This is a genomic window from Rhizobium sp. 1399 (assembly GCF_031455475.1).
In the GTDB taxonomy this organism is placed as follows: Bacteria; Pseudomonadota; Alphaproteobacteria; order Rhizobiales; family Rhizobiaceae; genus Rhizobium.
The window spans coordinates 156,102-180,714 of record NZ_JAVDSU010000003.1; the positions used below are offsets into that span (position 1 = coordinate 156,102).

23 protein-coding genes are annotated in these 24,613 nt (G+C 60.4%); 19 read left to right on the forward strand and 4 right to left on the reverse strand.

The window, feature by feature from the left end:
• The first annotated feature begins 797 nt into the window (after positions 1-797).
• The 7 genes from J2X71_RS12085 to J2X71_RS12115 all read left to right on the forward strand — a co-directional run bounded on the left by J2X71_RS12085 (position 798) and on the right by J2X71_RS12115 (position 7,970).
• On the forward strand, positions 798-2,369 hold the full coding sequence (locus J2X71_RS12085) for an FGGY-family carbohydrate kinase (protein ID WP_310382337.1): 1,572 nt from the start codon (positions 798-800) through the stop codon (positions 2,367-2,369).
• Positions 2,370-2,404: 35 nt separating this feature from the next.
• Positions 2,405-3,916, forward strand: coding sequence for a glycerol-3-phosphate dehydrogenase (locus J2X71_RS12090; protein ID WP_310382338.1), 1,512 nt, complete (start codon positions 2,405-2,407; stop codon positions 3,914-3,916).
• 10 nt (positions 3,917-3,926) lie between these two features.
• Positions 3,927-4,859 carry a TIM barrel protein gene (locus J2X71_RS12095; protein WP_310382339.1) on the forward strand — a complete coding sequence of 311 codons (933 nt, stop codon included), beginning with the start codon at positions 3,927-3,929 and terminating at the stop codon, positions 4,857-4,859.
• A 68-nt stretch (positions 4,860-4,927) separates the two neighbouring features.
• Positions 4,928-5,863, forward strand: coding sequence for a sugar-binding transcriptional regulator (locus J2X71_RS12100; RefSeq protein WP_310382340.1), 936 nt, complete (start codon positions 4,928-4,930; stop codon positions 5,861-5,863).
• Positions 5,864-5,959: 96 nt separating this feature from the next.
• Entirely contained in the window at positions 5,960-6,736 is a 777-nt protein-coding gene (locus J2X71_RS12105; RefSeq protein WP_310382341.1) for a DeoR/GlpR family DNA-binding transcription regulator, read from the forward strand.
• Positions 6,733-7,518: a triose-phosphate isomerase gene (locus J2X71_RS12110; RefSeq protein ID WP_310382342.1), complete on the forward strand. Its 786-nt coding sequence runs from the start codon at positions 6,733-6,735 to the stop codon at positions 7,516-7,518. Before J2X71_RS12105 ends, J2X71_RS12110 begins: the two co-directional genes overlap by 4 nt.
• Positions 7,515-7,970 (forward strand): RpiB/LacA/LacB family sugar-phosphate isomerase, encoded by a 456-nt coding sequence (locus J2X71_RS12115; protein ID WP_310382343.1) that lies wholly within the window; start codon positions 7,515-7,517, stop codon positions 7,968-7,970. Before J2X71_RS12110 ends, J2X71_RS12115 begins: the two co-directional genes overlap by 4 nt.
• A 217-nt stretch (positions 7,971-8,187) precedes the next feature.
• On the opposite strand, the gene J2X71_RS12120 is transcribed toward J2X71_RS12115, so the two are convergent.
• Entirely contained in the window at positions 8,188-8,862 is a 675-nt protein-coding gene (locus tag J2X71_RS12120) for an SGNH/GDSL hydrolase family protein (protein WP_310382344.1), read from the reverse strand.
• Positions 8,863-8,968: 106 nt separating this feature from the next.
• Between J2X71_RS12120 and J2X71_RS12125 the strand changes: the two genes are divergently transcribed.
• Genes J2X71_RS12125 through J2X71_RS12155 form a run of 7 tightly spaced genes read left to right on the forward strand, consistent with a single transcriptional unit; the run spans position 8,969 to position 16,491 of the window.
• Positions 8,969-10,000 carry a LacI family DNA-binding transcriptional regulator gene (locus J2X71_RS12125; RefSeq protein WP_310382345.1) on the forward strand — a complete coding sequence of 344 codons (1,032 nt, stop codon included), beginning with the start codon at positions 8,969-8,971 and terminating at the stop codon, positions 9,998-10,000.
• A gap of 28 nt (positions 10,001-10,028) precedes the next feature.
• Complete coding sequence (locus tag J2X71_RS12130) at positions 10,029-11,630, forward strand: FAD-dependent oxidoreductase (RefSeq protein ID WP_310382719.1); 1,602 nt, start codon at positions 10,029-10,031, stop codon at positions 11,628-11,630.
• A 40-nt stretch (positions 11,631-11,670) separates the two neighbouring features.
• On the forward strand, positions 11,671-12,942 hold the full coding sequence (locus J2X71_RS12135; protein ID WP_310382346.1) for a sugar ABC transporter substrate-binding protein: 1,272 nt from the start codon (positions 11,671-11,673) through the stop codon (positions 12,940-12,942).
• Positions 12,943-12,953: 11 nt separating this feature from the next.
• Positions 12,954-13,886, forward strand: a complete 933-nt coding sequence (locus tag J2X71_RS12140; protein ID WP_310382347.1) for a sugar ABC transporter permease — start codon at positions 12,954-12,956, stop codon at positions 13,884-13,886.
• Positions 13,876-14,718, forward strand: a complete 843-nt coding sequence (locus J2X71_RS12145) for a carbohydrate ABC transporter permease (protein ID WP_113324584.1) — start codon at positions 13,876-13,878, stop codon at positions 14,716-14,718. Before J2X71_RS12140 ends, J2X71_RS12145 begins: the two co-directional genes overlap by 11 nt.
• 17 nt (positions 14,719-14,735) lie before the next feature.
• Positions 14,736-15,788: a sn-glycerol-3-phosphate ABC transporter ATP-binding protein UgpC gene (locus J2X71_RS12150; RefSeq protein ID WP_310382348.1), complete on the forward strand. Its 1,053-nt coding sequence runs from the start codon at positions 14,736-14,738 to the stop codon at positions 15,786-15,788.
• A gap of 10 nt (positions 15,789-15,798) precedes the next feature.
• Entirely contained in the window at positions 15,799-16,491 is a 693-nt protein-coding gene (locus J2X71_RS12155) for a hypothetical protein (protein WP_310382349.1), read from the forward strand.
• A 24-nt stretch (positions 16,492-16,515) separates the two neighbouring features.
• Here the strand turns inward: J2X71_RS12155 and kdgD are convergent, their stop codons facing one another.
• The 3 genes from kdgD to J2X71_RS12170 all read right to left on the reverse strand — a co-directional run bounded on the left by kdgD (position 16,516) and on the right by J2X71_RS12170 (position 19,241).
• Positions 16,516-17,439, reverse strand: coding sequence for a 5-dehydro-4-deoxyglucarate dehydratase (kdgD, locus tag J2X71_RS12160; RefSeq protein WP_310382350.1), 924 nt, complete (start codon positions 17,437-17,439; stop codon positions 16,516-16,518).
• 44 nt (positions 17,440-17,483) lie between these two features.
• Positions 17,484-18,464, reverse strand: a complete 981-nt coding sequence (locus J2X71_RS12165) for a mannonate dehydratase (protein WP_310382351.1) — start codon at positions 18,462-18,464, stop codon at positions 17,484-17,486.
• 66 nt (positions 18,465-18,530) lie between these two features.
• A complete protein-coding gene (locus tag J2X71_RS12170) occupies positions 18,531-19,241 on the reverse strand; it encodes a FadR/GntR family transcriptional regulator (RefSeq protein ID WP_310382720.1) in 711 nt (236 codons plus the stop codon).
• Positions 19,242-19,362: 121 nt separating this feature from the next.
• Here J2X71_RS12170 and J2X71_RS12175 point away from each other — a divergent pair, with 121 nt between their 5' ends.
• The 5 genes from J2X71_RS12175 to J2X71_RS12195 are packed head-to-tail and all read left to right on the forward strand — an operon-like array spanning position 19,363 to position 24,467.
• Positions 19,363-20,958: an ABC transporter substrate-binding protein gene (locus tag J2X71_RS12175; protein ID WP_310382352.1), complete on the forward strand. Its 1,596-nt coding sequence runs from the start codon at positions 19,363-19,365 to the stop codon at positions 20,956-20,958.
• A 15-nt stretch (positions 20,959-20,973) separates the two neighbouring features.
• Positions 20,974-22,002 carry an ABC transporter permease gene (locus J2X71_RS12180; protein WP_310382353.1) on the forward strand — a complete coding sequence of 343 codons (1,029 nt, stop codon included), beginning with the start codon at positions 20,974-20,976 and terminating at the stop codon, positions 22,000-22,002.
• Complete coding sequence (locus J2X71_RS12185; protein ID WP_310382354.1) at positions 21,999-22,901, forward strand: ABC transporter permease; 903 nt, start codon at positions 21,999-22,001, stop codon at positions 22,899-22,901. Before J2X71_RS12180 ends, J2X71_RS12185 begins: the two co-directional genes overlap by 4 nt.
• Positions 22,888-23,730: an ABC transporter ATP-binding protein gene (locus J2X71_RS12190; protein WP_310382355.1), complete on the forward strand. Its 843-nt coding sequence runs from the start codon at positions 22,888-22,890 to the stop codon at positions 23,728-23,730. Before J2X71_RS12185 ends, J2X71_RS12190 begins: the two co-directional genes overlap by 14 nt.
• The gene (locus J2X71_RS12195; RefSeq protein ID WP_310382721.1) at positions 23,730-24,467 is read left to right on the forward strand and encodes an ABC transporter ATP-binding protein; all 738 of its coding nucleotides are present in this window, start codon (positions 23,730-23,732) and stop codon (positions 24,465-24,467) included. Before J2X71_RS12190 ends, J2X71_RS12195 begins: the two co-directional genes overlap by 1 nt.
• The last annotated feature ends 146 nt before the right edge of the window (positions 24,468-24,613 follow it).

The window sequence follows — 24,613 nt, forward strand, 5'->3', positions numbered from 1 at the left end:
CTTTGCGGCTGGTCGGATTTATGTCGGAAGAGGATGAAACTGGCGAAAGCCTTGCGGCTGCTTCATCGAAGACGGGACGTTTCGAAAACCGCATCGAGGTGCGGAAACCTGCCGAGCCAAGCGGCGTGATGATGAGCGGGAAAAATGCGCATCCGAACCTCCTCCATGTCGGACCGGCGCTTGTCTCCTCCAACCGCCTGGGCCGCAATTCCTCTCAGCAGCGATGCCTGCGTGATAGGTAAATGGTGTTTATGCCAAAAATCATGTTATCAAATTGTCCGTCTGTCAACAGGCGTTTTGTGGATTGGCGCTGACAACATAACATTGAAAGTGTGCTTGACGCGACGAGAAGGCACCTGAACTTAAGCGTGCGCTCCGGCCAAAAAGGTGACCATTCGCCAAACTAAATTGAGATATATAATTGATTTGAAAGGATAAATAACGTGGAGCGAGTTCTCATTGCACGCAGCCGTCGCCGCAAATCGCTGAGGCTGTCACCAGCGCTGGTCGTGTTGATTGGTTTATATTTTATCTGAAAAAAATTTCATTGCGAGAAAAATCTTACTGGAAGAATGATATCTTTGTGTTATCTTTTGATCAGGCTTATGGGAGGTTTTGAAATGGATCGGGTCTCAAGATCTCGGAGCGCGATCTGCGCGCCCGCTGACTTGCCCGTGAATTCGAAGTGTGGTCGCTTGCGCCCTTTGCTGGCGGTGCCGACCGGGAGGATATGAGACATGAAATCGATGCGCGTTTTGCCCTTCGTGACGCTCGACGTGATTGCTGGATAATCCGCGATGGATGTCAGCCAACAGGTCATCATCGGTATCGATGCGGGAACATCGGTCATCAAGGCGGTTGCCTTCGACCTTTCCGGCCGTCAGATCGCGGCCGCATCCGTTCGCAACAAATATTCAAGCGGCAGCGATGGTTCGGCCACGCAATCGCTCGCTCAGACCTGGGAGGATTGTGTCGGTGCGCTTCGCGGCCTTGGCGAGAAGGTCGAGGATCTTGCATCGCGCACCGCGGCGATCGCGGTGACGGGGCAGGGGGACGGAACATGGTTGGTGGGTTCCGGCAATCTGCCTGTCGCCGATGCCTGGCTCTGGCTCGACGCGCGTGCCGCGCCGACCGTGGTGTCACTTGCCGGCCAGCAAACAGACAGGGCGCGTTTCGAGCAGACGGGCACGGGACTGAATACCTGCCAGCAGGGCGCGCAGCTCGCTCATATGGATCGGGTGGCGCCGGAGCTTCTGGACCGGGCGGAAACGGCGCTGCACTGCAAGGACTGGCTCTACCTCAATTTTACCGGTGTGCGGGCGACCGACCCTTCGGAGGCAAGTTTCACCTTCGGTGATTTCAGGACGCGGCGATATTCGCCTGTTGCCATCGACGCGCTCGGGTTGACGCATCGCCGCGCGCTTCTGCCCGATATTGTCGATGGAACAGAAATCAGCCATCCGCTGACGGCGGAAGCGGCGCGGGCCTGCGGCTTGCTGGCCGGCACGCCGGTCAGCCTCGGTTATGTGGACATGGTGATGACGGCGCTCGGCGCCGGTGTTCGCAGCGGTGGGCGCAACGCAGCCTGTTCGACGATCGGTTCGACTGGCGTGCATCTGCGCGCAAAGCCGGTGGGTGACGTTCATCTCAACCGCGAGGGCACTGGATACGTCATCGCCCTGCCGATCCCGGGCACCGTTACCCAGGTGCAGACCAATATGGGTGCGACGATCAATATCGACTGGCTGCTGGAGATGGCCGCTTATCTGATGGCGGAGGCCGGAAAGCCTGTCACCCACGCCGAGCTCGTCGCCAGGATCGACCGCTGGTTTTTCGAAAGCCAGCCCGGATCGGTCGTCTATCATCCCTATATTTCCGAGGCCGGAGAACGTGGCCCCTTCGTCAATGCGCGGGCCCGGGCAGGCTTTTCTGGCCTTTCGGTTCGCCACGGGTTTCCAGACCTCGTTCGCGCGGTTGTCGAAGGTCTGGCGCTGGCGACGCGCGATTGTTACGCCGCCATGGGCGATATGCCGGAAGAGTTGCGCGTCACCGGCGGCGCCGTGCGTTCTAGCGCGCTGCGACGCTCCCTGACCGCGTCACTCAAGGCGCCGATCCGCCTGTCCCGCCGTGAAGAGACCGGAGCGGCTGGCGCCGCCATGATGGCTGCTGTGGCGATCGGCGCCTACAAGACAATGGACGACTGCATCGCCGACTGGGTCACGCCGCTGCTCGGCGAAGCCGAGGAGCCGATCGGCGAGGAAGCCGCCCGCTTCGATCTGCTTTATTCCGCTTATGCCGATATCCGAAGGGCCATGCCCGCCGCCTGGGAAACACTGGCCCGAACCGCGGCGATGTCGCCCGCAAAATGAATCGCTGATGCAAAAGGCATCCGAGGGAGCATGACATGACCGAACCCCAAATCCTGGATCTTTTCGTCATCGGCGGCGGTATCAACGGCGCGGGAATTGCGCGCGACGCCGCCGGGCGCGGCTTGAAAGTCGCCTTATGCGAAAAGGACGACCTGGCTCAGGGCACCTCCTCCCGCTCGGGCAAGCTCGTGCATGGCGGCCTTCGCTATCTGGAGTATTACGAATTCCGCCTAGTGCGGGAGGCGCTGATCGAACGCGAGGTGCTGCTCAACGCGGCCCCGCATATCATCTGGCCGATGCGTTTCGTGCTGCCGCACAGTCCCGAGGATCGCCCCGCCTGGCTCGTCCGGCTCGGCCTCTTCCTTTACGATCATCTCGGAGGTCGCAAGAAGTTGCCTGGCACCCGCACGCTCAATCTGCTGCGTGATCCCGAAGGTACGCCCATACTCGATCAATATACCCGCGGTTTCGAATATTCGGATTGCTGGGTGGATGATGCCCGCCTCGTCACCTTGAATGCGGTGAGCGCGGCTGAGAAGGGTGCCCTGGTGCTTACCCGCTCGCCGGCGGTGTCGGCGCGCCGGGAAAACGGCCAATGGACGATCACGACAAAAAGCAGCACGAGCGGCGAGACGCGGACCTTCCGTGCCAAATGTCTCGTCAATTGCGCCGGCCCGTGGGTCACCGACATCATCAACCGCGTCGCCGGTTCCAATTCCAGCCGCAATGTGCGTCTCGTCAAGGGCAGCCACATCATCGTGCCGAAATTCTGGGCTGGCTCCAATGCTTACCTGGTTCAAAACCACGACAAACGCGTCATCTTCATCAACCCTTATGAGGGCGACAAGGCGCTGATCGGCACGACGGACATCGCCTATGAAGGCCGGGCTGAGGATGTGGCGGCCGACGAGGCGGAAATCGACTATCTGCTGAAGGCGGTGAACCGCTATTTCAAGGAGAAGCTGCGCCGTCAGGATGTGCTGCACAGCTTTTCCGGCGTGCGCCCGCTGTTTGACGACGGCAAGGGCAATCCATCGGCGGTGACCCGCGACTACGTGTTCGATCTTGACGAGACCGGGGGGGCGCCGCTTCTCAATGTCTTCGGTGGCAAGATCACCACATTCAGAGAGCTTGCCGAACGTGGCATGCAGCGCCTCAAACACGTTTTCCCGAACATGGGCAGCGACTGGACGGAAAAGGCACCGCTGCCGGGTGGAGAGATGCCCAATGCCGATTACGAGACCTTCGCCAACAGCCTGCGTGACACCTATCCCTGGATGCCGCGAAAACTCGTCCATCACTATGGCCGTCTTTATGGCACGCGCACGAAGAACCTGGTTGCCGGGGCAACGGACCTGCAAGGTCTCGGCCGCCATTTCGGCGGGCAGCTCTACGAAGCGGAAGCCCGTTATCTCGCTGCCACCGAATGGGCGGAGACGGCCGAGGACATCCTCTATCGCCGCACCAAGCACTACCTGCATCTGAGCGAGGCAGAGCGGGCAGCTTTTGCCGACTGGTTTGCTTCATCCCATCTTGCCGCCGCCTGAGGAGGTCTTGATGCCGCTTTCGCTTTCGCTGAATACCAATCCGCTGGTGAACCGTTTTGCCGATCCGGACGACCTGATCGAGACGGTCGCTCGGGATCTGCGGATCCGCGACCTCCAGCTGACACATGAATTCATCAATCCGAGCTGGCAGGCCCCGGTTATCCGCCGTCTGACCCGCCAGATGAAAGCAGCGTTGGAGCGCACCGGCGTTCGCGTTACCTCGGGCATGACTGGACCTTATGGACGGCTGAACCATTTCGGGCACCCGGATGCCGAAGTCCGCCGCTATTACGTGGATTGGTTCAAGACCTTCGCCGACATTACCGCTGATCTCGGCGGGCATTCCGTCGGCACCCAATTTGCGATCTTCACCTACAAGGACTTCGATGATGCAAGCCGGCGCGAGGAATTGATCAATATCGCTATCGACTGCTGGTGCGAAGTCGCAGAGCATGCCAGGGCCGCCGGTCTTTCCTATGTCTTCTGGGAGCCAATGAGCATCGGCCGCGAATTCGGCGACACGATCGAGTCCTGCCTTGCGTTGCAGGCACGACTGGCTGCCGCCGATATGGCGGTGCCGATGTGGATGATGGCGGATATCGACCACGGCGACGTCACCTCCGCCAATCCCGACGACTACGATCCCTATGCCTGGGCGCGCGCCGTGCCGAAGCTGTCGCCGATCATCCATATCAAGCAGAGCCTGATGGACAAGGGCGGCCACCGGCCGTTCACGGCGGAATTCAATGCCAAGGGGCGGATTCAACCCGCGCCGCTGTTGGAAGCTTTCGCGGCGGGCGGCGCCGATGACAATGAGATCTGCCTCGAACTTTCCTTCAAGGAACGTGAGCCGAACGATCGCGAGGTTATCGCGCAGATTGCCGAAAGCGTCGCCTTCTGGGCGCCGCATATCGACACGGGTGCAGCAGACTTGAAGATATGATCCGGCGATTTACAAAGGCTGGTTGTTGTCAGGCGGCATAGCCGTCGAAGAAATGGGAAGGTGCGGCGATGACGGATGCCGATGATACGCTTGCCGTGCGGGCCGCCTGGCTTCATTACGCCGGCGGACTGACGCAGTCCGACGTTGCCCGGCGCCTCGGCATTCCCTCGGTCAAGGCGCATCGACTGATCGCGCGGGCCGTCGCCGATGGCGTCGTCAAGGTCACGATCGACGGCGATATCGTCGAATGCGTCGAACTGGAGACGCGGCTCGCCGAGCGCTTCGGATTGCAATATTGCGAGGTCGCGCCCGATCTTGGCGAAGAGGGCCTGCCGCTGCGCGCGCTTGGTCATGCAGGAGCTGGCTATCTGAAGCGCGAGATCGAACACGGTGAGCACGCAGTCATTGGTCTTGGCCACGGCCGCACGCTTTCGGCTGCCGTTCAATATATGCCGCGGACGAATGCCAAGCACATGCGCTTCGTTTCCCTGCTTGGCGGCCTCACGCGAAACTACGGCGCCAATCCCTATGACGTCATGCACCGTATCGCGGAAAAGACCGGCACACATGCCTATGTCATGCCGGTTCCGTTCTTCGCCAACACTGCCGAGGACCGGGAGGTGCTCAGGGCGCAACGCGGCGTCAAGGAAGTGTTCGATCTCGCCAATGACGCCGACCTGAAGCTCGTCGGCTTGGGGACGGTGGACGCCGAGGCCCAGCTGGTGCTCTCCGGCCTGGTCGAGCCGGGTGAGATCGAGGACATCGCCGCCGCTGGTGGCGTCGGCGAAATCCTCGGCCACTTTTTCAATGCGGATGGCCAGATCCTCGATACGGCTCTGACCGGTCGCACGCTTTCGGCGTCCTTTCCGACGACGACGAAGGAGCGCCTCGTGGCCCTGGCGGGCGGACAGGCCAAGGTGGCCGCGATACGGGCCATCCTGCGCAGCCGCCGTCTTCACGGGCTCATTACTGATGAACGGACCGCGCGTGCGCTCCTGGATTGATGATTTCTGCCACATGTCTCAGCGCATAATCACACTGTATAGTGTTGAAATTAACATTTTAGATGTTATATTGTTATTGAACTGGGATTGAGACGTATGAAACGGGAAGAGCGCCAGCAGTTGATCGTCAATCTGCTCGTTGAGGGCAAGACCGTCGAAGTGGACGATCTTGCCGAACGGTTTTCCGTCTCCAAGATGACCATTCACCGCGATCTCGACGACCTCGAACAGGCAGGTGTGCTGCGTAAGGTGCGCGGTGGCGCGACGATCGATGCCGGAACGCAATTCGAGAGCGATTTTCGCATTCGTGAACGTCAGGGCGGCGAAGCCAAGGTTGCGATGGCGCAGGAAGCGCTGGCCCTGGTCGAACCTGGCATGACGGTCATGGTCAATGACGGCTCGATGGCCGCGGTACTCGGCGAGATGCTGCTGCGTAAGCGGCCGCTGACGGTGATTACCAACAACGCAGCGATCATGGAGCGGTTGAAGGGTGAAAACGGCATAACCCTGATTGCGCTCGGAGGCATCTATTCCGCGAAATTCAACGCCTATCTCGGCGTCGTCACAGAAGAAGCGCTGTCACGCCTGAGGGCAGATATCGCTTTCATTTCGACGCCGGCGGTCAGCGGCAGGCTCGCCTATCACATGGACGATAATGTCGTTCGCGCCAAGCGAGCGATGATCTCGTCTTCGGCCAGAAGCTGCCTCCTGGTCAACCACCAGCGCATCGGCCACACGGCGTTGCATGTCATGGCGGACCTGGCCGATTTCGACACTATTATCACCGACAGCGCGCCGACGGGCGCTGTTCTCAACGAATTCGATCGGGCGGGCATCAAGCTCACCATCGCTCCAGCACAGGATCAGGCATGACGGAGAAACCGCGCTTCTGGATTGGCACCAGCTGGAAGATGAACAAGACGCTCGCGGAGGCCGAGCATTTCGCCCGCGGCCTCGCGGCGGCTGACGCTGCGCGCGACCCTGTCATCCAGCGCTTCGTGATCCCGCCATTTACAGCCGTGCGGGAGGTCAAGTGCATGCTTGCAAAGACCTCAGTCAAGGTCGGTGCGCAGAACATGCATTGGGCGGATCAGGGCGCCTGGACGGGCGAGGTCTCCCCCTTGATGCTGAAGGATTGCGATCTCGATATCGTCGAGCTTGGGCATTCCGAGCGCCGTGAGTTTTTCGGCGAAACGGACGAGACTGTCGGGCTGAAGACGGAGGCGGCTGTTCGCCATGGCCTGATCCCGCTCATTTGCATCGGCGAAACCCTTGCCGACCGGGAGAGCGGAAAAGCCGCGGAAATTCTTGCAGTCCAGGTGCATGGGGCGCTTTCGAAGCTTTCCGACGAGCAGAAATCGGCGGAAATCCTCCTTGCCTATGAGCCTGTATGGGCGATCGGCGAAAAAGGCATTCCGGCAACGGCCGATTATGCCGATGCGCGCCAGGCCGAGATCATCGCGGTCGCCGAAGCAGCGCTCGGGCGGAAAATCCCCTGCCTCTACGGCGGGTCGGTCAATCCGCAGAACTGCGAAGAACTAATTTCGAGCCCGCATATCGACGGGCTCTTCATCGGCCGTTCCGCCTGGAACGTTGAGGGCTATCTCGACATCCTTTCGAAATGCGCCGCCAAACTCCAAGGAGAAAGACAATGAAGCTTGCAATTGCTGGAGACAGCGCCGGCGAAGGTCTCGCCAAGGTGCTCGCCGAACACCTCAAGGATCGGTTCGACGTTCATGAAGTGTCACGCATCAACGACGGGCTCGACCCGTTCTACGCCAACCTTTCGGATCGCGTTGCCTCGGGCGTGATCGATGGCACCTATGACAAGGCAATCCTGGTTTGCGGCACCGGCATCGGCGTCTGCATCTCGGCCAATAAAGTGCCTGGCATCCGTGCTGCCCTGACGCACGACACCTATTCGGCCGAGCGTGCTGCTCTTTCCAACAACGCGCAGATCATCACGATGGGCGCGCGCGTCATTGGACCTGAGCTCGCAAAGTCGATCGCCGACGCATTCCTCGCTCAGACATTCGACGAGAACGGTCGTTCGGCCGGCAATGTCTCCGCGATCGATGAGCTCGACGCAAAATACAGCGCACGTTGAGATCTGGGCGCAAGCGGCCGGCTATCCGCCGGCCGCTGCGAGCGCACCAGCGTCGTCATCACCATCAACCTGAGCTTCCAGGTGATGGCTGCGGTCGTGGTAGGGCCGGGTCTATCAAGTCCTTTTCGCCGTTAGAATCTCCCCTGCGGACGAAATCTTCTCGCCGGTCTCCGCGGTGTCGCGCCCGACCCAAAGTCGCCCCGATGTGTTGAGAGGCCTAGACCGGTTTCTCAGGAACAACGGCATCTCTAAATGCCTCGCAGATTACACCATGACCGGCATCGTTGGGGTGTGTGAAATCAGGCGAGGCCAGTGCGCCATCGCCATATGCTTTCATTCGTTCATAGACAGGCGCGTAGAAGATGCGAAAATTTTGCGCCAGTTCTCGCACGGTTTGGACATAGACTTCAAAGCCCTGGCGTGTCTGTCCGGTGAAGCCAGTGCTTCCTACCGAAAAACCTCGATCAGGGATATGGGGCGGGCTGCCGATCGCAAGCCTTTCCGCATGGCCTGCCTCGATCAGTTTCTCCAGCATATTCGCATAATCACGACGGAAGCTCTTCGCGTTCATGCTGTCCGGCGCGGCCGTATAGCGGGCGTCGTTATAGCCGTAGAGGATGAGGATCGCGTCGCGATGCGGGGCATCGAGCAGCGCCCCGGCAAATCGGCTGACGCCGTTGTCTGCTCGCGCTTTGCCATCGGCAAGCAGTGAGGCCTGCAGCACCGTCCCCGGGATTGCGTGATTGTAAAGCGGTAAGGCGTCGAGCTCAGCTGCGAAGAGCGCCGGCCAGGCCAGATGCGGCTGGCTGGCGTTGAACCCGGCGGTGATGCTGTCGCCGAAGACGCGGATTCCGGAAATCCCCAGCGATTTCAAATGCTCTGCAAATGTCATCGATCGTCACACATTTTCGCGCTTGACAGCAACTCGGAAAATCCCGTTTATACGTATTAGCTGCTAATACGCATTAGCAGTCAAGAGGAGATCCGGAGGATGCGACGTGGCAGGCACTAAGCGCTTGACTCAGCACGATATTGCCAAACTGGCCGGCGTCAGCCAGGCGACCGTCTCGCTCGTGCTGAACGGTGCGCCGACGGCTTTGGCGCGTATTCCCCAGGAAACCCGCGAGCGCGTCCAGCAGGTCATCCGCACGACGGGATATGTGGCCGATCCGATCGCCCGGCGGATGGCCAAGGGCCTCAACCGCATTCTCGGCGTCTTCACCTACGAGCCGGCTTTTCCAAGCGAGCAGGCAGACTTCTTTGCGCCCTTCCTGCTCGGCATCGAAGAAGAAGCGCAGGCGAAGAATTATGACCTCTTGCTTCTGACCGGCGCCGGCGTCGGCCGGGAGCGGAAGATTTTTGCCGACGGCAACCGGCTGCGGATCGCCGATGGCTGCCTCGTCCTTGGCCGCGAATTCGATCGGGCCGAGCTCAAGCGGCTGGTTACCGGCGACTATCCCTTCGTGGCGATCGGCCGACGGGAGGACGCTGGGGGACCCGTTCCTTACGTCGGCGGTGATTACGCGAATGGCACGCGGGCGCTGGTCGAAAAGGCGCGCGCACTCGGTCATGATCGGCTGGCCTTCATCGGTCCAAGCGGATCGGCTGAATCCATCGTTGATCGCTGGCGCGGATTTTCAGACGCAATCACGGGGGGCGCCGAACTGGTCTTGCATGTGGACGAGGTCGGCCGAGGCGCTGCCGATACGCTCGATGCGATTGTCAGAAGCGGCGCGACCGCGGTCTTCTTCGTCGAACTGGCCGACGCGGTGCGTGTCGAAGCGGCGGCGCGCGAGCGCGGCCTGTCCATTCCGAACGACTTTTCGGCCGTGGTGCTCGGAAGCCACGTACGGGCCGAGCGCAGCCATGTGCAGTTCACCTCCTTCAACATTCCTCGCGAGGAGATGGGGCGGCAGGCGACCGCAATGCTCGTGCGCCGCATCGAGGATGCCGCGCCCGTCGAACAAATTCTTCTGACCTGCGAACCCGTCGAGGGCCAAACCCTTGGACCAGCAAAGAAACGGACCTGAGAACGTGACAGACATGGCGGCAAAAGAGATGCGAGCGGATATTCTGGTGGTGGGCGGTGGCCTCGGCGGCGTGGCGGCGGCGCTCGGTGCCTGCCGGGCAGGCAAGAGCGTCATCATGACCGAGGAATTCGAATGGATCGGCGGCCAGTCGACCAGCCAGGGTGTGCCATCCGACGAACATAGCTGGGTCGAACAGTTCGGCATCACACGCTCCTATCGCAGGCTGCGCAACGGCGTGCGGCAATATTATCGCGACAACTATCCGCTGACCGAGGGCGCCCGCGCCTGGGGTGATCTCAATCCCGGCGGCGGCTGGGTGAGCCGCATCTGCGCCGAGCCGCGCGTCAGCCTGGCGGTCATGGAAGCGATGCTGATGCCCTATCGGGGCGCCGGCCGCCTTAGGGTGCTGCAGCCCTATCGTCCCGTCGCTGCTGATGTCGACGGCGACACCGTACGCTCCGTCACCGTCCGCCATCGCGACACGAACCGTGAGGTCTTCATCTCGGCCGACTATATCCTTGACGCTACCGAGCTCGGCGACCTGCTGCCGATGACCGGCACGGAGTATGTCAAAGGCTTCGAGGCGCAATCCGATACCGGCGAACCGAGCGCGCCGTCCGAAGCGCAGCCCGACAATGTTCAGGCAGTCTCGATCTGCTTTGCGGTCGATTGCGTCGATGGCGACCAGACGATCGACAAGCCTGACAATTACGACTACTGGCGCAAATACCAGCCGCATTTCTGGGGCGGCCCACTGCTCGGCTTCACCGCGCCCCACCCGCGCACGCTGGAATCCACCACGCGCAGCTTCACGCCCAATGTCGACGACAACCCGCTGCTCGTCGATGCCGATCAGCGCAAGGGTGGCGGTGACGAGAATCTCTGGCTCTTCCGCCGCATTGCGGCACGGCGCAATTTTGAGCCCGGCTTCTACCAGTCGGACATTTGCTTCGTAAACTGGCCGATGATCGACTACATGGACGGAACGATTATCGACGTGTCCGAGGAGGACAAGGCCCGACATCTGAAGGCGGCCGCCGATCTTTCCTATTCGGTCTTTTACTGGCTGCAGACCGAGGCGCCACGCATCGATGGCGGCCAGGGTTACCGGGGCTTGAGGCTTCGCGGCGACATCACCGGCACCGAGCACGGCCTCGCCATGGCGCCCTATATCCGTGAAGGCCGCCGCATCAAGCCAGTCACCCGCATTACCGAGCAGGATCTCTCCTATGCGGTGCGCGGCGACAAGGGCGCGATGAGCTATCGCGACAGCATCGGCATCGGCATGTACCGCATCGACCTTCATCCCTCGACCGGTGGCGACAACTATATCGACGTGCCGTCCTGCCCCTTCGAGATTCCGCTCGGCGCGCTGCTGCCGCAGCGCATGACGAACCTCATTGCCGCCGGCAAGAATATCGGCACCACCCATATCACCAATGGCTGCTACCGCCTGCACCCGGTCGAATGGAATATCGGCGAAGCGGCCGGCATGCTTGCGGCCCACTGCCTCGACAAGGGGCTGAAGCCTCACCAGGTCCAGGAAAACGACGCGCATCTCCACGACTTCCAGCAGGAACTCGTCCGGGAGGGCATCGAAATCCGCTGGCCGGTCATCGGGGCCTACTAAGCAGCCATCTCAGCAACCCATCTTTGGAGGAGGAACGGGAATGAACAAGAACAGGACACTGAAAACGGCAATTGCGGCGCTTGCCGTTGCCGTGCCGCTCGCTTGGAGCGGCATCACCAAGGCTGAGGACGCGATCAAGCTGCGCATGACCATCTGGAGTGCGGCAGAAGCGCATCTGAAGCTGTTCAATGAGATCGCTGCCGGCTTCAAGAAGGACCACCCCAACGTCACCGTGACCTTCGAGTCGCTGCCGTTCGACACCTATACGACGGCGCTGACCACCCAGATTGCCGGCGGCAATGCGCCTGATATGGCCTGGATCTTCGAGACAGCTGCCTATGATTTCGTCAATTCCGGCGCGCTCTATCCGCTCACCGATACGCTGAAGGCGACGCCTGGCTACAATCTCGACGAGGTGAGCGCGACTGCCACGGAGCGCTGGCAAAAGGACGACACACTCTATGCCTATCCTTTCTCCACTTCACCCTTTGCGGTGTTCGTCAACAACGACCTGATCAAGGCGGCAGGGGCAAAGACACCTGCCGAGTTGATCGCGGCTGGCGAATGGACCTGGGACAATGCCATTGCTACCGCTTCGGCCGTTGGCGAGAAGGGCAAGGGTGGCCTGATCGTGCGCGATTTCAACTACCAGATCTGGCAGAACCTTGCTTCGATCTGGAACGGCTTTGGTGCGGCCCCCTGGAGCGCCGACGGCAAGACCTGCACAATGACCGAGAAGCCGATGGTCGATGCGCTCACCTTCGTCCATGACGCGATCTTCAAGCAGAAGGCGATCCCCGGTCCCGGTGAAAATGTCGATTTCTTCGCCGGCAATGCGGCGATGACCATCACTCAGATCAGCCGCGCCTCGCTGCTGCCGAAGGATAAGCCCTTCTCCTGGGATCTCGTGCCGCTGCCGAAGGGACCGGCCGGAGATTACGCGCTGATCGGCCAGGCCGGCATCGGCGTCATGCAGTCGGGCAAGAACGCCAAGACAGCCGCTGAATTCATCGCCTATATGACGAACGCGGAAAACTCGGCCAAGCTCAGCCAGTTCTTCCCCTCGGCCCGCAAGTCGCTACTCAACGCCGAGGTGCTGAAGAAGACCAATCCGCTGCTCAGCCAGGAACAGATCGACAAGGTCGTCATCGCGGGCATCGCGACCGGCAAGGTCATTCCCGGCCATACCGGCTTTGCCCAGATCCAGCAGACAGTTCGCTCCGGCCTCGATGCCGTCTGGCGTCCGGATGCGGATATCGCCGGCACGCTCCAGACGATCTGCGGCCAGATCGGCCCGCTGCTCAAGCGCTGAGGAGATAAGAGATGGCTGTCACGCAGGATAACGCAATACCGGAAGGCCGCTCCTCGTCGCCGTTCTGGACGGTTGCGCGGCGCGACAGCCTTGCCGGCTTTCTGTTCATTGCCCCGCAATTGATCGGCATCATCGTCTTCGTGCTGATCCCGCTCGGTCTGGTCTTCTGGTATTCGCTGCACGAATGGAACGTGCTTGCCAATACCTTCACCTATACGGGTGCGCAGAACTATCAGATGCTGATTGAGGATCCGAACCTGCTGCAGGTGCTCGGTTCGACCGCCATCTTCTCCGCCGGGCTTGTGGTTCTCAACCTGTCGCTGGCCTTGCTGCTGGCGGTGCTGTTGAACCAGAAACTCGCGGGCATCACAATCTTCCGGACGTTGTTCTTTTCGCCTGTTGTCGTGTCGCTGGTGGCCTGGACGATCGTCTGGGGGTTTCTGTTGCAGAAGAACGGCGGCATCAACGGCATGCTGCTGCTGTTTGGCATCGAGGGTCCGAATTGGCTGCGGGGCGAAACCACCGCGATGATCTCGGTCATCGTCGTGCAGGTGTTCAAGAATGTCGGCCTCAATATGATCCTGTTTCTTGCAGCCCTTCAGGGCGTGCCGAACGAGCTCTATGAGGCGGCCCGCATCGATGGCGCCCCGCGCTTCAAGCAGTTTCGCCGCATTACCCTGCCGCTGATCAGCCCGACTATCCTTCTGACTTCGATTATCACCATCGTCGGATCTCTGCAGGTCTTCGCGCAGATCGCTGTGCTGACGCAGGGTGGTCCGGGTCTCTCGACGACGGTGCTCGTCTATTACCTCTACCAGCAAGCCTTCCAGTTCCATTTCTTCGGCTACGGTTCGACGCTTTCGATCCTGCTCTTCCTGATCGTGGCCATTCTGACATTCGCCCAGTGGCAATTGCGCAAGAGGATCGTATTCTATGAAAGCTGAGATCTCACCGCGGATGAGGGTTATTCTCTACGGGCTGATGTGCGTGCTGCTCATCCCCTTCGTCTTCCCGACCTGGTGGATGGTCACGTCTTCGGTGAAGCCGATCAGCGATATCTTCGCCTTTCCACCGCAACTTTTCCCGCAGAGCTATGACTGGACGACCTATGGCAAGGTCTTCGAGCTGCAGCCTTTCGTCAAGCAATACTGGAACTCGGCCTATATCGCCGCCCTGGTGACGATCGGCACGATGATCGTTTCGTCGATGGCCGGCTACGCTTTCGCACGCATCAGGTTTCCCTTCGCCAACACGATCTTCATGGTCGTGCTGCTCGGCCTTTTGATCCCGTCGGAAGTCACGATCGTGCCGCTCTTCCAGATGTTTTTGAAGGCGGGCATGGTCAACACCCATTGGCCGCTGATCCTCGTGCCGATCTTCGGTGCGCCGAGTGTTTTCGCCACCTTCGTCATGCGGCAGTTTTTCGTGACGTTGCCGGTCGAGTTGGAAGAGGCAGCGCGCGTCGATGGCCTCGGACGTTTCAAGATCTTCCGCAAGATCGCGCTGCCACTTGCCAGGCCGGCACTGGCGTCCGTTGCGATCTTCACCTTCCTGCATTCCTGGAATCTCTATCTCGAACCGATCGTGTTCCTGTCGAGCGCGGAGAAGTTCACTTTGCCCCAGGCTCTCACCCAATATACCGACGCCTATGGCGGGCCGATGTGGAATATCCAGCTTGCCGCGGCAACACTCACAGCGTTGCCCGTTCTCGTCGTCTTCATCATCGCGCAGAAGCAATTCGTCGAAGGGCTCGCGCATACCGGCCTCAAGGGCTGAAGAACCGGATTTTCCTCATGGCTGACGTTACCCTTTCCCGTGTCCGCAAGAGTTATGGTGCGCTCGACATCATTCATGGCGCCGATCTCGGCATCCGCGACGGCGAATTCGTCGTGCTCGTCGGGCCATCCGGCTGCGGCAAGTCCACTTTGCTCAGGATGATCGCCGGGCTCGAGACGATTACCGGCGGCGATATCAGGATCGGCGGACGGGTCGTCAACGATCTCGACCCAAAGGACCGCGACATCGCCATGGTCTTCCAGAACTACGCGCTCTATCCGCATATGACGGTCGCGACCAATATGGGCTTCTCACTGGAGCATCGCGGCACCAGCAAGTCGGAGATCGCGAAGCGGGTGAAATGGGCGGCCGATATTCTCGGCCTGTCTCAGCTTCTCGATCGGTATCCGCGCCAGCTCTCCGGCGGTCAGCGCCAACGCGTCGCCATGGGCCGAGCGATCGTTCGCAATCCGCAAGTTTTTCTGTTCGACGAACCTTTATCGAACCTCGACGCCAAACTGCGCGTTGTCATGCGTGGCGAAATTAAGAGCCTGCACCAGAGGCTCAAGACCACGACCATCTATGTCACCCATGACCAGGTGGAAGCCATGACCATGGCCGACAAGATCGTCGTGCTGAACGCTGGCAGAGTGGAACAGATTGGCGCGCCGCTTGACCTCTACGACCGCCCGGCCAACCAGTTCGTGGCCGGTTTCATCGGATCGCCATCCATGAATTTCCTGAACGGCACAATCACCGACAAGGGCTTCGCAGCACCCGGCATTGTCTTACCACTGCCACAGACTGCACCTGAATTGAGTGACCGCGAGGCTGTTTACGGCATCCGGCCCGAACATTTCTCGCTCGACGACGCTGGCGTGCCGGCCGAGATTGTCCTGGTCGAGCCGATGGGTTCGGAAACCCAGGTGACGATGCAGCTCGGGGAGACGCAGGTTACCGGCGTCTTTCGTGAGCGCATATCGATGTCTCCTGGCGTGAGGATCCGCGTCCGGCCGGAGCTTTCCAATATCCACCTCTTCGCCGCCGATGGTGGCCAGCGTCTGAACTGAGGCCGTTCCCATGCCTTCCTATCCGGAAACCAGGCTAACAAAAGCGCTGCGCGAGGGCGAATTCCCGATCATCGTCTCGCTCGCGCGTCACGATCTCGACCTCGCCAGGGCTGCTATCGACGCGGGTGCCTTTGCGATTAAGGTCCATCTCAACGCCTATCATCGCGCCACAGGCACCACCTTCGGCAGCTTTGCCGAAGAGCGACTGTTTTTCGAGGATCTTGCAACGCTCGGCGTGCCGCTTCTTGTCATGGCCGGGCAGGAAAGGGTTCCGAGCCCGCAAGAGATGGACGCGCTCGCCGATCTAGGTTTCGAGGGATTCAACATCTATCTCAGCGACATGCAGCCGCATCTGCTGCAATCGAAGCTACGGCCCATTCCTGCGCTTGGCGAGGCGAGTACCGACGAGGACTTGACGAAGATTCTCGACATTCCCGGTGCGATGATGGAAACCTCGGTCGCTTCCTTTGCAGGCTATGGAAAGCCGCTCGACGGGACCGATCTTGATCGCTACCGGACCATCGCGAGCAAGGCGGGTATTCCGGTCATCGCGCCAAGCCAGAAGAAGTTTGTGCCGGATGATATGCCGAAGCTGAGGGACGCGGGTATCGCGGCCCCTCTGCTTGGCGTTATCGTGACCGGCACGACGCCGGAGAGCATGAGAGCGGCGGTCAAGCCGATCGTCGCCGCAACGCGACGATGAATCTCAGCGCCGATGGCCGCGGTCTTACTCCGCGGCCAGCTTCGCCTGGCCGTTGGCCTCGACAATCGACTGCAGCACGGAAAGCTCCTCGGCTGTCAGATCCGTGAGCGGAGCGCGCACGGCGCCCGGATCGCGGCCGATGACTTTCAGCCCGGCCTTGATGATGGAGACTGCATAGCCCTTCTTGCGATTGCGTAGCGCAACGAAGGGGAAGAAGAAATCCTTCAAGATCTGGTCGACGGTCTTCTGGTCGCCTGCCCTGAGCGCCTTGTAGAACCGTTGCGAAAGAGCCGGCACAAAGTTGAAGACGGCCGAGGAGTATGTGGTAACGCCGGCGGCGAAATAGGCCTGAGCGTAGACTTCGTGGGTCGGCATGCCGCCGACATAGACAAGCCGGTCGCCAATCTTGGTCGTGATCTCGATGACCCGATCGACGTCGCCGACACCGTCCTTGAAGCCGACGAGATTGGGGCACTCATCGCAAAGCTGAGCGATGCTGTCGGCCGACAGGATCGCGTTGTCCCGGTTATAGACGATCACGCCGATCCCGACCGACTGGCAGACAGCCTTCACATGGGCGACAAGCCCGGCCTGCTCGGCAAACATCAGATAGGGCGGAAGAAGGAGCAGACCATCGGCACCGGCCTTTTCGGCATCGCGCGCAATATCGATGGCAAGTGACGTGCCATAGCCAGTGCCGGAGATGATCGGCGTTTTGCCTGCGGCAGCCTTGGCGGCGCGAATGACGGCGGGGATTTCGGCCGGATTGAGGGAGAAGAATTCGCCCGTGCCGCCAGCGGCAAAAAGTGCGCTTGCATCAAAACCGGCCAGCCAGTTCACATGGTCGCGGTAGGCGCCTTCATTGAACTTGTTCTCGCTGTCGAAATGCGTCACCGGGAAGGAGAGGAGGCCGTCGCCCACGGCTTTCTTGATGGCGTTGGGATCCATGTTGAATTCCTTGAATAATTGCTGATTGAAGGTGAGCGCCTCGCTCACATATGACCGGCTTCCATCGCCTCGAGCACCGCGGCTATGTAACCGTAGCAGAAACTGAAGGCGACGCCCGTCGCGTCGCGGCCGCTGATGCGCGGCACATGGTCCGGCATGACCATATATTTGTAGCCGACCTCGCGGTAGACCTTCAGCGACCGCACCATGTCCATGTCGCCTTCATCGGGAAACGTTTCCATGAAGGAGAGTTTGCCGCCACTGATGTTGCGGAAGTGCAGATTGAAGATCTTTCCGCGCGTGCCGAACCAGCGGATGATGTCGTCGATCTCCTCGCGCGGATTGTCGAGCATCTCGCCGATCGAGCCCTGGCAGAAATTCAGGCCATGATAGGGGCTTTCGTGCATCTGCACGAATTTCTTCAGTCCATCCACAGTGCCAAGGACCCTGGTGACGCCGCGATAGCCCGGTGGCGTATAGGGATCGTGCGGATGGCAGGCAAGGCGCACCCTGTTGCTTTCCGCAACGGGAACCACGCGCTCGAGGAAGTAGTCGATGCGCTCCCAGTTCTCATCTTCTGAGAGGACGCCGGCAAGACCGGGCGCGGCCTGCTGATCGGCCCTTTCCCAGCGAAAGGCTTCGTTCAGAGAACCGCCGCGGCCTTTTTCGCGCTCCGTCCTGGGAATGCCGATGAGATTGAGATTGTATTTCGTGGCGGGGATCCCGGCCTTTGCGCAATTCTCGATCATCCGGCAGACGGCATCGATCTGCCGGTCGCGTTCCGGGCCTCCGAGCAGGATATCGGGATAGGACGCGTTTTCGATCGGCTTGGAGGGGAGGGGAAGCTGGATCATGTCCAGAACGAGGCCGAAGCTCTCTACATGATCACGATGACGCTCGAGGTCCTCCAGCGTCCAGCTCGACGGCGCACCGGGCGGGTCAGCGGAAATATGCTTTACGCCTAGCTGAGCAAAAACGCGAAAATCATCGTCGTCCCGCGCAGCGACCTGGGTTCCCAAATACACGATTAACCTCCCGATCATTCAAATCATGTCATATGACATAATATGAATTTCTGCGATTGTCGAGCCTCATTGCTGCTCTGCAAGCATCCGGTATCGTCGCTGGCTCGCCATCATATGCGCGCGCATGGCCTGTCTCGCGCGGTCGGGATCCTGCTCGGCGATAGCCGCCAGGATCTCACCATGCTCTGCATGGACTTTTTCGAGATAGGCGCGGTCATTGGCCTCCGGCAAGGTCGGGAATTGGCCGCGCGGGATCGCGCGCGCTCCGAAATGACGCAGGGCATCGATGTAGAATCTGTTGTTAGAAGCATTGGCTATGGCGGTATGGAATTCATAATCGGCCTCGACTGTGGGCTCACCGCTCTCGATGAGTTGGGCCATTTTCCGGTTGGCAAGCCGAATTGCCGCCTCCTGTTCGGCTGTTCGGCGATAGGCCGCAATAGCGGCAGCTTCTCCTTCGACAGCCATGCGAAACTCCAGCAATTCCAGCGTTTCCGGAATGCTCTTGACTTCGACCGGCGTCAGGATCAGCCTGCCATGTGCCTTGGGATCGGAGACGAAGACACCCTTGCCTTGAATGGGACGGACGAATCCAGCCGCGCGCAGGTCGGCGATCGCCTCCCGCACGACCGTACGGCTGACGCCGAAGGCCGCCTCAAGCTGCGGTTCGGTTGGAAGCTGATCTCCCTCGCGAAGCTTTCCCGTTTCGATCTGCATGCGCAGCTGGTCGATGACCTGCTGCGCCAAACGCTGTCTGCCACGCGTGCCCGCCACCATTTCGTTGTTCCCCATTTTCTCGTCCTCGTCCGCATGGCGCTTGCAAACTTCTTTGAAAAATCATAATACGACATACGGACGACATATTATGTATTGTATAGTAACTCAGGGAGGAGTTGCAATGAAGCAATTTTCTAGAAGCCTGTTTGTTGGCGTCGCATTCTGCGCGCTGACCTTGGCGGCGCCGGCACTTCGGGCGGCCACGCCTGCCGATCAGCTGGTCATCGGCACCTCGCTTGCCCAGGTTCTTTCGCTGGACCCGCAGCAGGCGACGGAGGCCAAGGCCAACGAAATCATGTCGAATCTCTACGACCGCTTGGTTGCCTCGACGCCTGACGGCAAGATCGTGCCGCAGCTTGCTGAAAGCTGGCAGGTCGATGACAAGGGGATCACGTTCAAACTGCGCGATGCGACCTTCGCCTCCGGAAATCCGGTGACGTCCAAGGACGTCGTCTATTCGCTCGGCCGTTTGCTGAAGCTCGATCAGGCCGCAGCCGCCAACCTCAAGCGCGTCGGCTATACGAAGGACAATGTCGATCAACTGGTCAAAGCCGTCGACGACAAGACGGTGCGCATCGATCTTTCGGGCCAGGTGACATCGGAGCTTCTGCTTTACCGTCTGGCCATGGTCATTGCGAGCGTCGTCGACAGCGTTGAAATCCAGAAGCATGTCGCCAACGACGACTATGGCAACGCTTGGCTGAGAACCCATTCGGCCGGCTCCGGACCGTTTACGTTGAACCGCTGGGCGCCCAATGAACTTGTCATTCTCGACGCCAACAAGAATTATGTTGGGGGTGCTCCGAAGATGCGCCGCGTCATCGTCCGCCATGTTCCCGAAAGCCAGGTGGAGCGCCTGATGCTGGAGCGCGGCGATATCGACATAGCAAGCGCAATGACCGCGTCGGATCTCGCCACCTTCGACAACAAGAAGGGCTTCGAGATCCAGCGTGTGCCCACAGGCGGCTTCTACGTGCTGTCGATGAATGCCGGTAACAAATACCTGTCCAACCCGAAGGTGCGCGAAGCGATCGCCTACGGTATCGACTACAAGGGGATCGAGAAGACCATCATGGGTCCTTACGGGCGTGCGCGTACCGTGCCTGTTCCGGAGAACTTCGAATATGCAATCCCGAGCCCCGACTGGCACCTCGATGTCGCCAAGGCCAAGGCGCTTCTTGCAGAAGCCGGTTTCAAAGATGGCTTTACACTCAGTCTGAAGACCATCGCACAGACGCCCCGCATCGATCTTGCCACTGCAATCCAGGCTTCGCTCGGTCAGATCGGCATCAAGGTCGACATCCAGCAGGGCAACGGATCCGACATCATCGCAGCCCACCGTGCCCGGAATTTCGATCTCCTCATTCCGCAGACAGGCGCCTACATGCCGAATGTGCTCGGGGCAATGGAGCAGTTCGCCTCCAATCCCGACAATTCTCTCGAGGCAAACAATGCAGGTAACTTCGTCTGGCGCTCGGCATGGGACATTCCCGAACTGACGGCTCTGACGGCAAAAGCCTCGCTCGAGGCAGACCCGAAGAAACGCGGCGAACTCTACGTCGAGATGCAGAAGATGTTCGTGGATCAGAAACCGGCCGTCCTGCCGATGTTCGAGCGCTTCGAGCCCATCGTGCTGAATGGTGACGTCCATGGCTATGTCGGCCATCCGAACCAGACGACGCGCCTTGAGGGCGTCACGAAAGTCGAGACCGATTAAGCAAGGTCGCCGATCATGAAGGAACTCTCCGTCAAGGAACTGGCGCTCCGGGTGGCACACCTCGCCGTCAGCCTGTTCATCCTGCTGTGCGTCACTTTCGTGATCGGCCGTATTCTTCCCGCTGATCCGGTCGGAGCGATCGTCGGCGAGCTGGCAGATCCAGCCGCCTATGCCGCCATGCGCCAGAAGCTTGGTCTGGACCTGCCGATCTACCAGCAGTTCCTGATCTACCTGAATGGCCTGGCGCATGGCGATTTCGGAACGGCGGTGCTGACAGGCAATCCGGTCTCTTCGGATCTTGCCCAGGCATTTCCCGCGACCTTCGAACTCGCCACCCTGGCGATCCTGATCTCGACCTTCGTCGGCGTTCCGCTTGGGCTGACGGCGGCGCTCTTTCGAGACACTTTTATCGACAAGATCGCCCGGATCGTGGCGCTTGTCGGTCATTCGATCCCGGTCTTCTGGTTCGGGATCGTCGGCCTGGTCATCTTCTACGCCGGACTGAACTGGGTTGGAGGCCCCGGCCGTGTCGATGTCTTCTACGAGGGCACGGTGACGCCGCAGACGGGGCTGCTGCTCGTCGACAGTCTGCTGCAGGGAGAAACGGAGATCTTCTGGAACGCGGCTGGTCACATCATCCTGCCGGCTGTCATCCTGGCCTATGCCGCCATGGCCTATATCACCCGCATGACCCGCAGTTTCACGCTTGAGCAATTGAGCCAGGATTACGTGATTGCCGCGCGTGCAAAGGGTGTCGGCCCGGCACGCACCGTCATCGGTCACGTCCTGCCGAATATCGCCGTCCAGTTGATCACTATCCTGGCTATTTCCTACGGTGGCCTCCTGGAAGGCGCCGTCGTGACGGAGATCGTCTTTTCCTGGCCGGGTATCGGTCAATACATGACGAACGCACTGATGATCGGCGACATGAACGCCGTCGTTGCCGCCACCATCATCATCGGCTTCATCTTCATGTTCCTCAATTTCCTGGCGGACATCGCCTATGCGATATTCGATCCGCGGACTCGGGAGGCTGCTCAATGAGCGATGCAATCCAAACGGACCTCACTGTGCGCCCACCGAGCCTACCGGCACGGATCTCGGGCTCAACGATGCGGATCGTCTCAAGACTTGGGCAGGAACCGCTCGGCATGGCCGGCTTCGTCATTCTGGCGGTGCTCTGCGTCGTCGCGATCCTTGCGCCTTTGCTCGCGCCCTATGATCCCAACATCCAGGTCCTGTCCGACGCGCTGCAGCCGCCTTGCGCCGCGCATTGGGCAGGCACCGACGAGTTCGGCCGGGATATTCTGAGCCGTCTGATCTACGGGACGCGGATCACCGTCCAGACCGTGTTTTCGATCTCCCTGATCGTCGGCCCGATCGGTCTGCTGATCGGTGTTGTCGCCGGCTTCTTCGGAGGTCGAACGGACGCGCTCTTGATGCGGGCAACGGATATCGTCCTGTCCTTTCCTTCGCTGATCCTGGCGCTGGCATTCGCCGCCGCACTTGGGGCCGGGCTGACGACGGCGATCATCGCCATTTCACTCACGGCATGGCCACCCATCGCGCGTCTGGCGCGTGCCGAGGCGCTGGTCGTCAGGAATGCCGACTATGTTGCCGCGGCCCGCCTTTATGGCGCCTCGCCCCTGCGCATCCTGTTCGTCTACATCGCCCCCATGTGCATTCCGTCTGTGATCGTACGCCTGACCCTGAATATGGCAGGCATCATTCTGACGGCTGCCTCGCTCGGCTTCCTCGGATTGGGCGCGCAGCCGCCGGCGCCCGAATGGGGCGCGATGATATCGAGCGGGCGCAAGTTCATGCTCGACTATTGGTGGGTTGCCGTGATGCCGGGTGTCGCCATTCTCGTTACCAGCCTCGCCTTCAATGTCGCAGGCGATGCGCTTCGCGACATTCTGGATCCCCGTCATGCCAGGTCCTGATATGAAGCCAGTTCTCTCCGTCGAAGACCTCAATGTCAGCTTCGGCAGGAACGCCGTGCCTGCCGTTTCCCATGTCAGCTTCGAAGTCGGGCGCGAGCGCGTCGGCATTGTCGGCGAGTCCGGCTCCGGAAAATCGACGACCGGTCGCGCGGTCATGCGCCTTCTGTCGGCAGGCGCCACCGTCTCGGCAAGGCGTCTCGAACTCGATGGCAGTCCGCTTCTGTCTCTGTCCGAGAGGCAGATGGGAAAGATACGCGGCAAGGATATTGCGCTTATCATGCAGGACCCCCGCTATTCGCTCAATCCTGTGCTCAGCGTCGGCAAGCAGATCGCCGAAGCGGCTCGCCTGCATCTCAACCTGCGTGGCGCAGCGGCGACCGCCGCCGCCAAGGCAATGCTCGAGCGCGTTCGCATCAAGGACGCCGAGCGCGTGATGGCGCAGTATCCGCATCAGATATCTGGTGGCATGGGGCAGCGTGTCATGATTGCGATGATGCTGCTTGCCAAGCCAAAGCTCGTCATCGCCGATGAACCGACCTCGGCGCTCGATGTCAGCGTGCGCAAGGACGTGCTGACCCTGCTGGACGAACTCGTCCGGGAGAACGATTCCGGCCTGCTGTTGATCAGTCACGATATCCGGATGGTCTCCGCCTTCTGCGAGCGGATCATCGTCATGTATGCGGGGCGCATCGTCGAGACGCTGACGAGGCTGGAAGATGCCAGCCATCCCTATACGAAGGGGTTGATCGCCGCGATGCCGGATCCGCGACATCCCGTCCGGCGGCTTGCGGTCCTCGACCGCTCGGAGATCGACCTGGAGAGAGCATGATGATCGAAGTCCGCGACCTCAACGTCACATTCTCGTCCGGCAAACAGCAAAATCATGTCGTCAAGGACATCAGCTTCAGCGTCGCTCGTGGGGAAACGCTGGGCATCGTCGGCGAATCCGGCTGTGGCAAGTCCACTGTCTTGCGATGCCTGTCAGGCATGGAAAAAGGCTGGTTGGGCGAAATCACGCTCGCCGGTCGCACCGTCGGCAAGTCGAGAAGCCTCGACGACCTCAAATGCGCTCAAATGGTGTTCCAGGATCCCTATGGCTCGCTACATCCGCGCCACCGGATCGGCACGGCACTCGCGGAGCCTTTGCGGGCGATGGGCAAACAAGAAATCTGGCAAAGCGTCGAGCGTTCTCTGCGCCAGGTTGGTCTGCCGGCCGCATTTGCAAACCGGTTCCCTCACGAACTTTCCGGCGGCCAGCGCCAGCGTGTCGCAATCGCGCGGGCACTGATCCTCTCCCCGCCGATCCTGCTTCTCGACGAGCCGACTTCGGCGCTCGATGTCTCGATACAGGCGGAAATCCTGAACCTGCTGGCGGACCAGCGCGACGAGATGGGGCTGTCCTACGTGCTTGTCAGTCACGATCTGGCGGTGATTGCCCATATGTGCGATCGCGTGCTGATCATGAAGGATGGTCGCTTCATCGACGAGCTCTCGAATCGGGATTTGCAGGATGGAAAAACGCACAACGAATATGCGCGTGAGCTGTTCGAAGCGACTTTCATCTGACACTTTCTATGTTGCGACGACGGACCATGGGCGCTGCGGCGCCTCGGCATGATGCCGACCGGCCAGAAATCATTCCTAGGCTTCGGGCGCATATACCGAGGCGGATCGCTGTCGCAGCGACGTGCGGCGCACCTCGCAGATCCTGG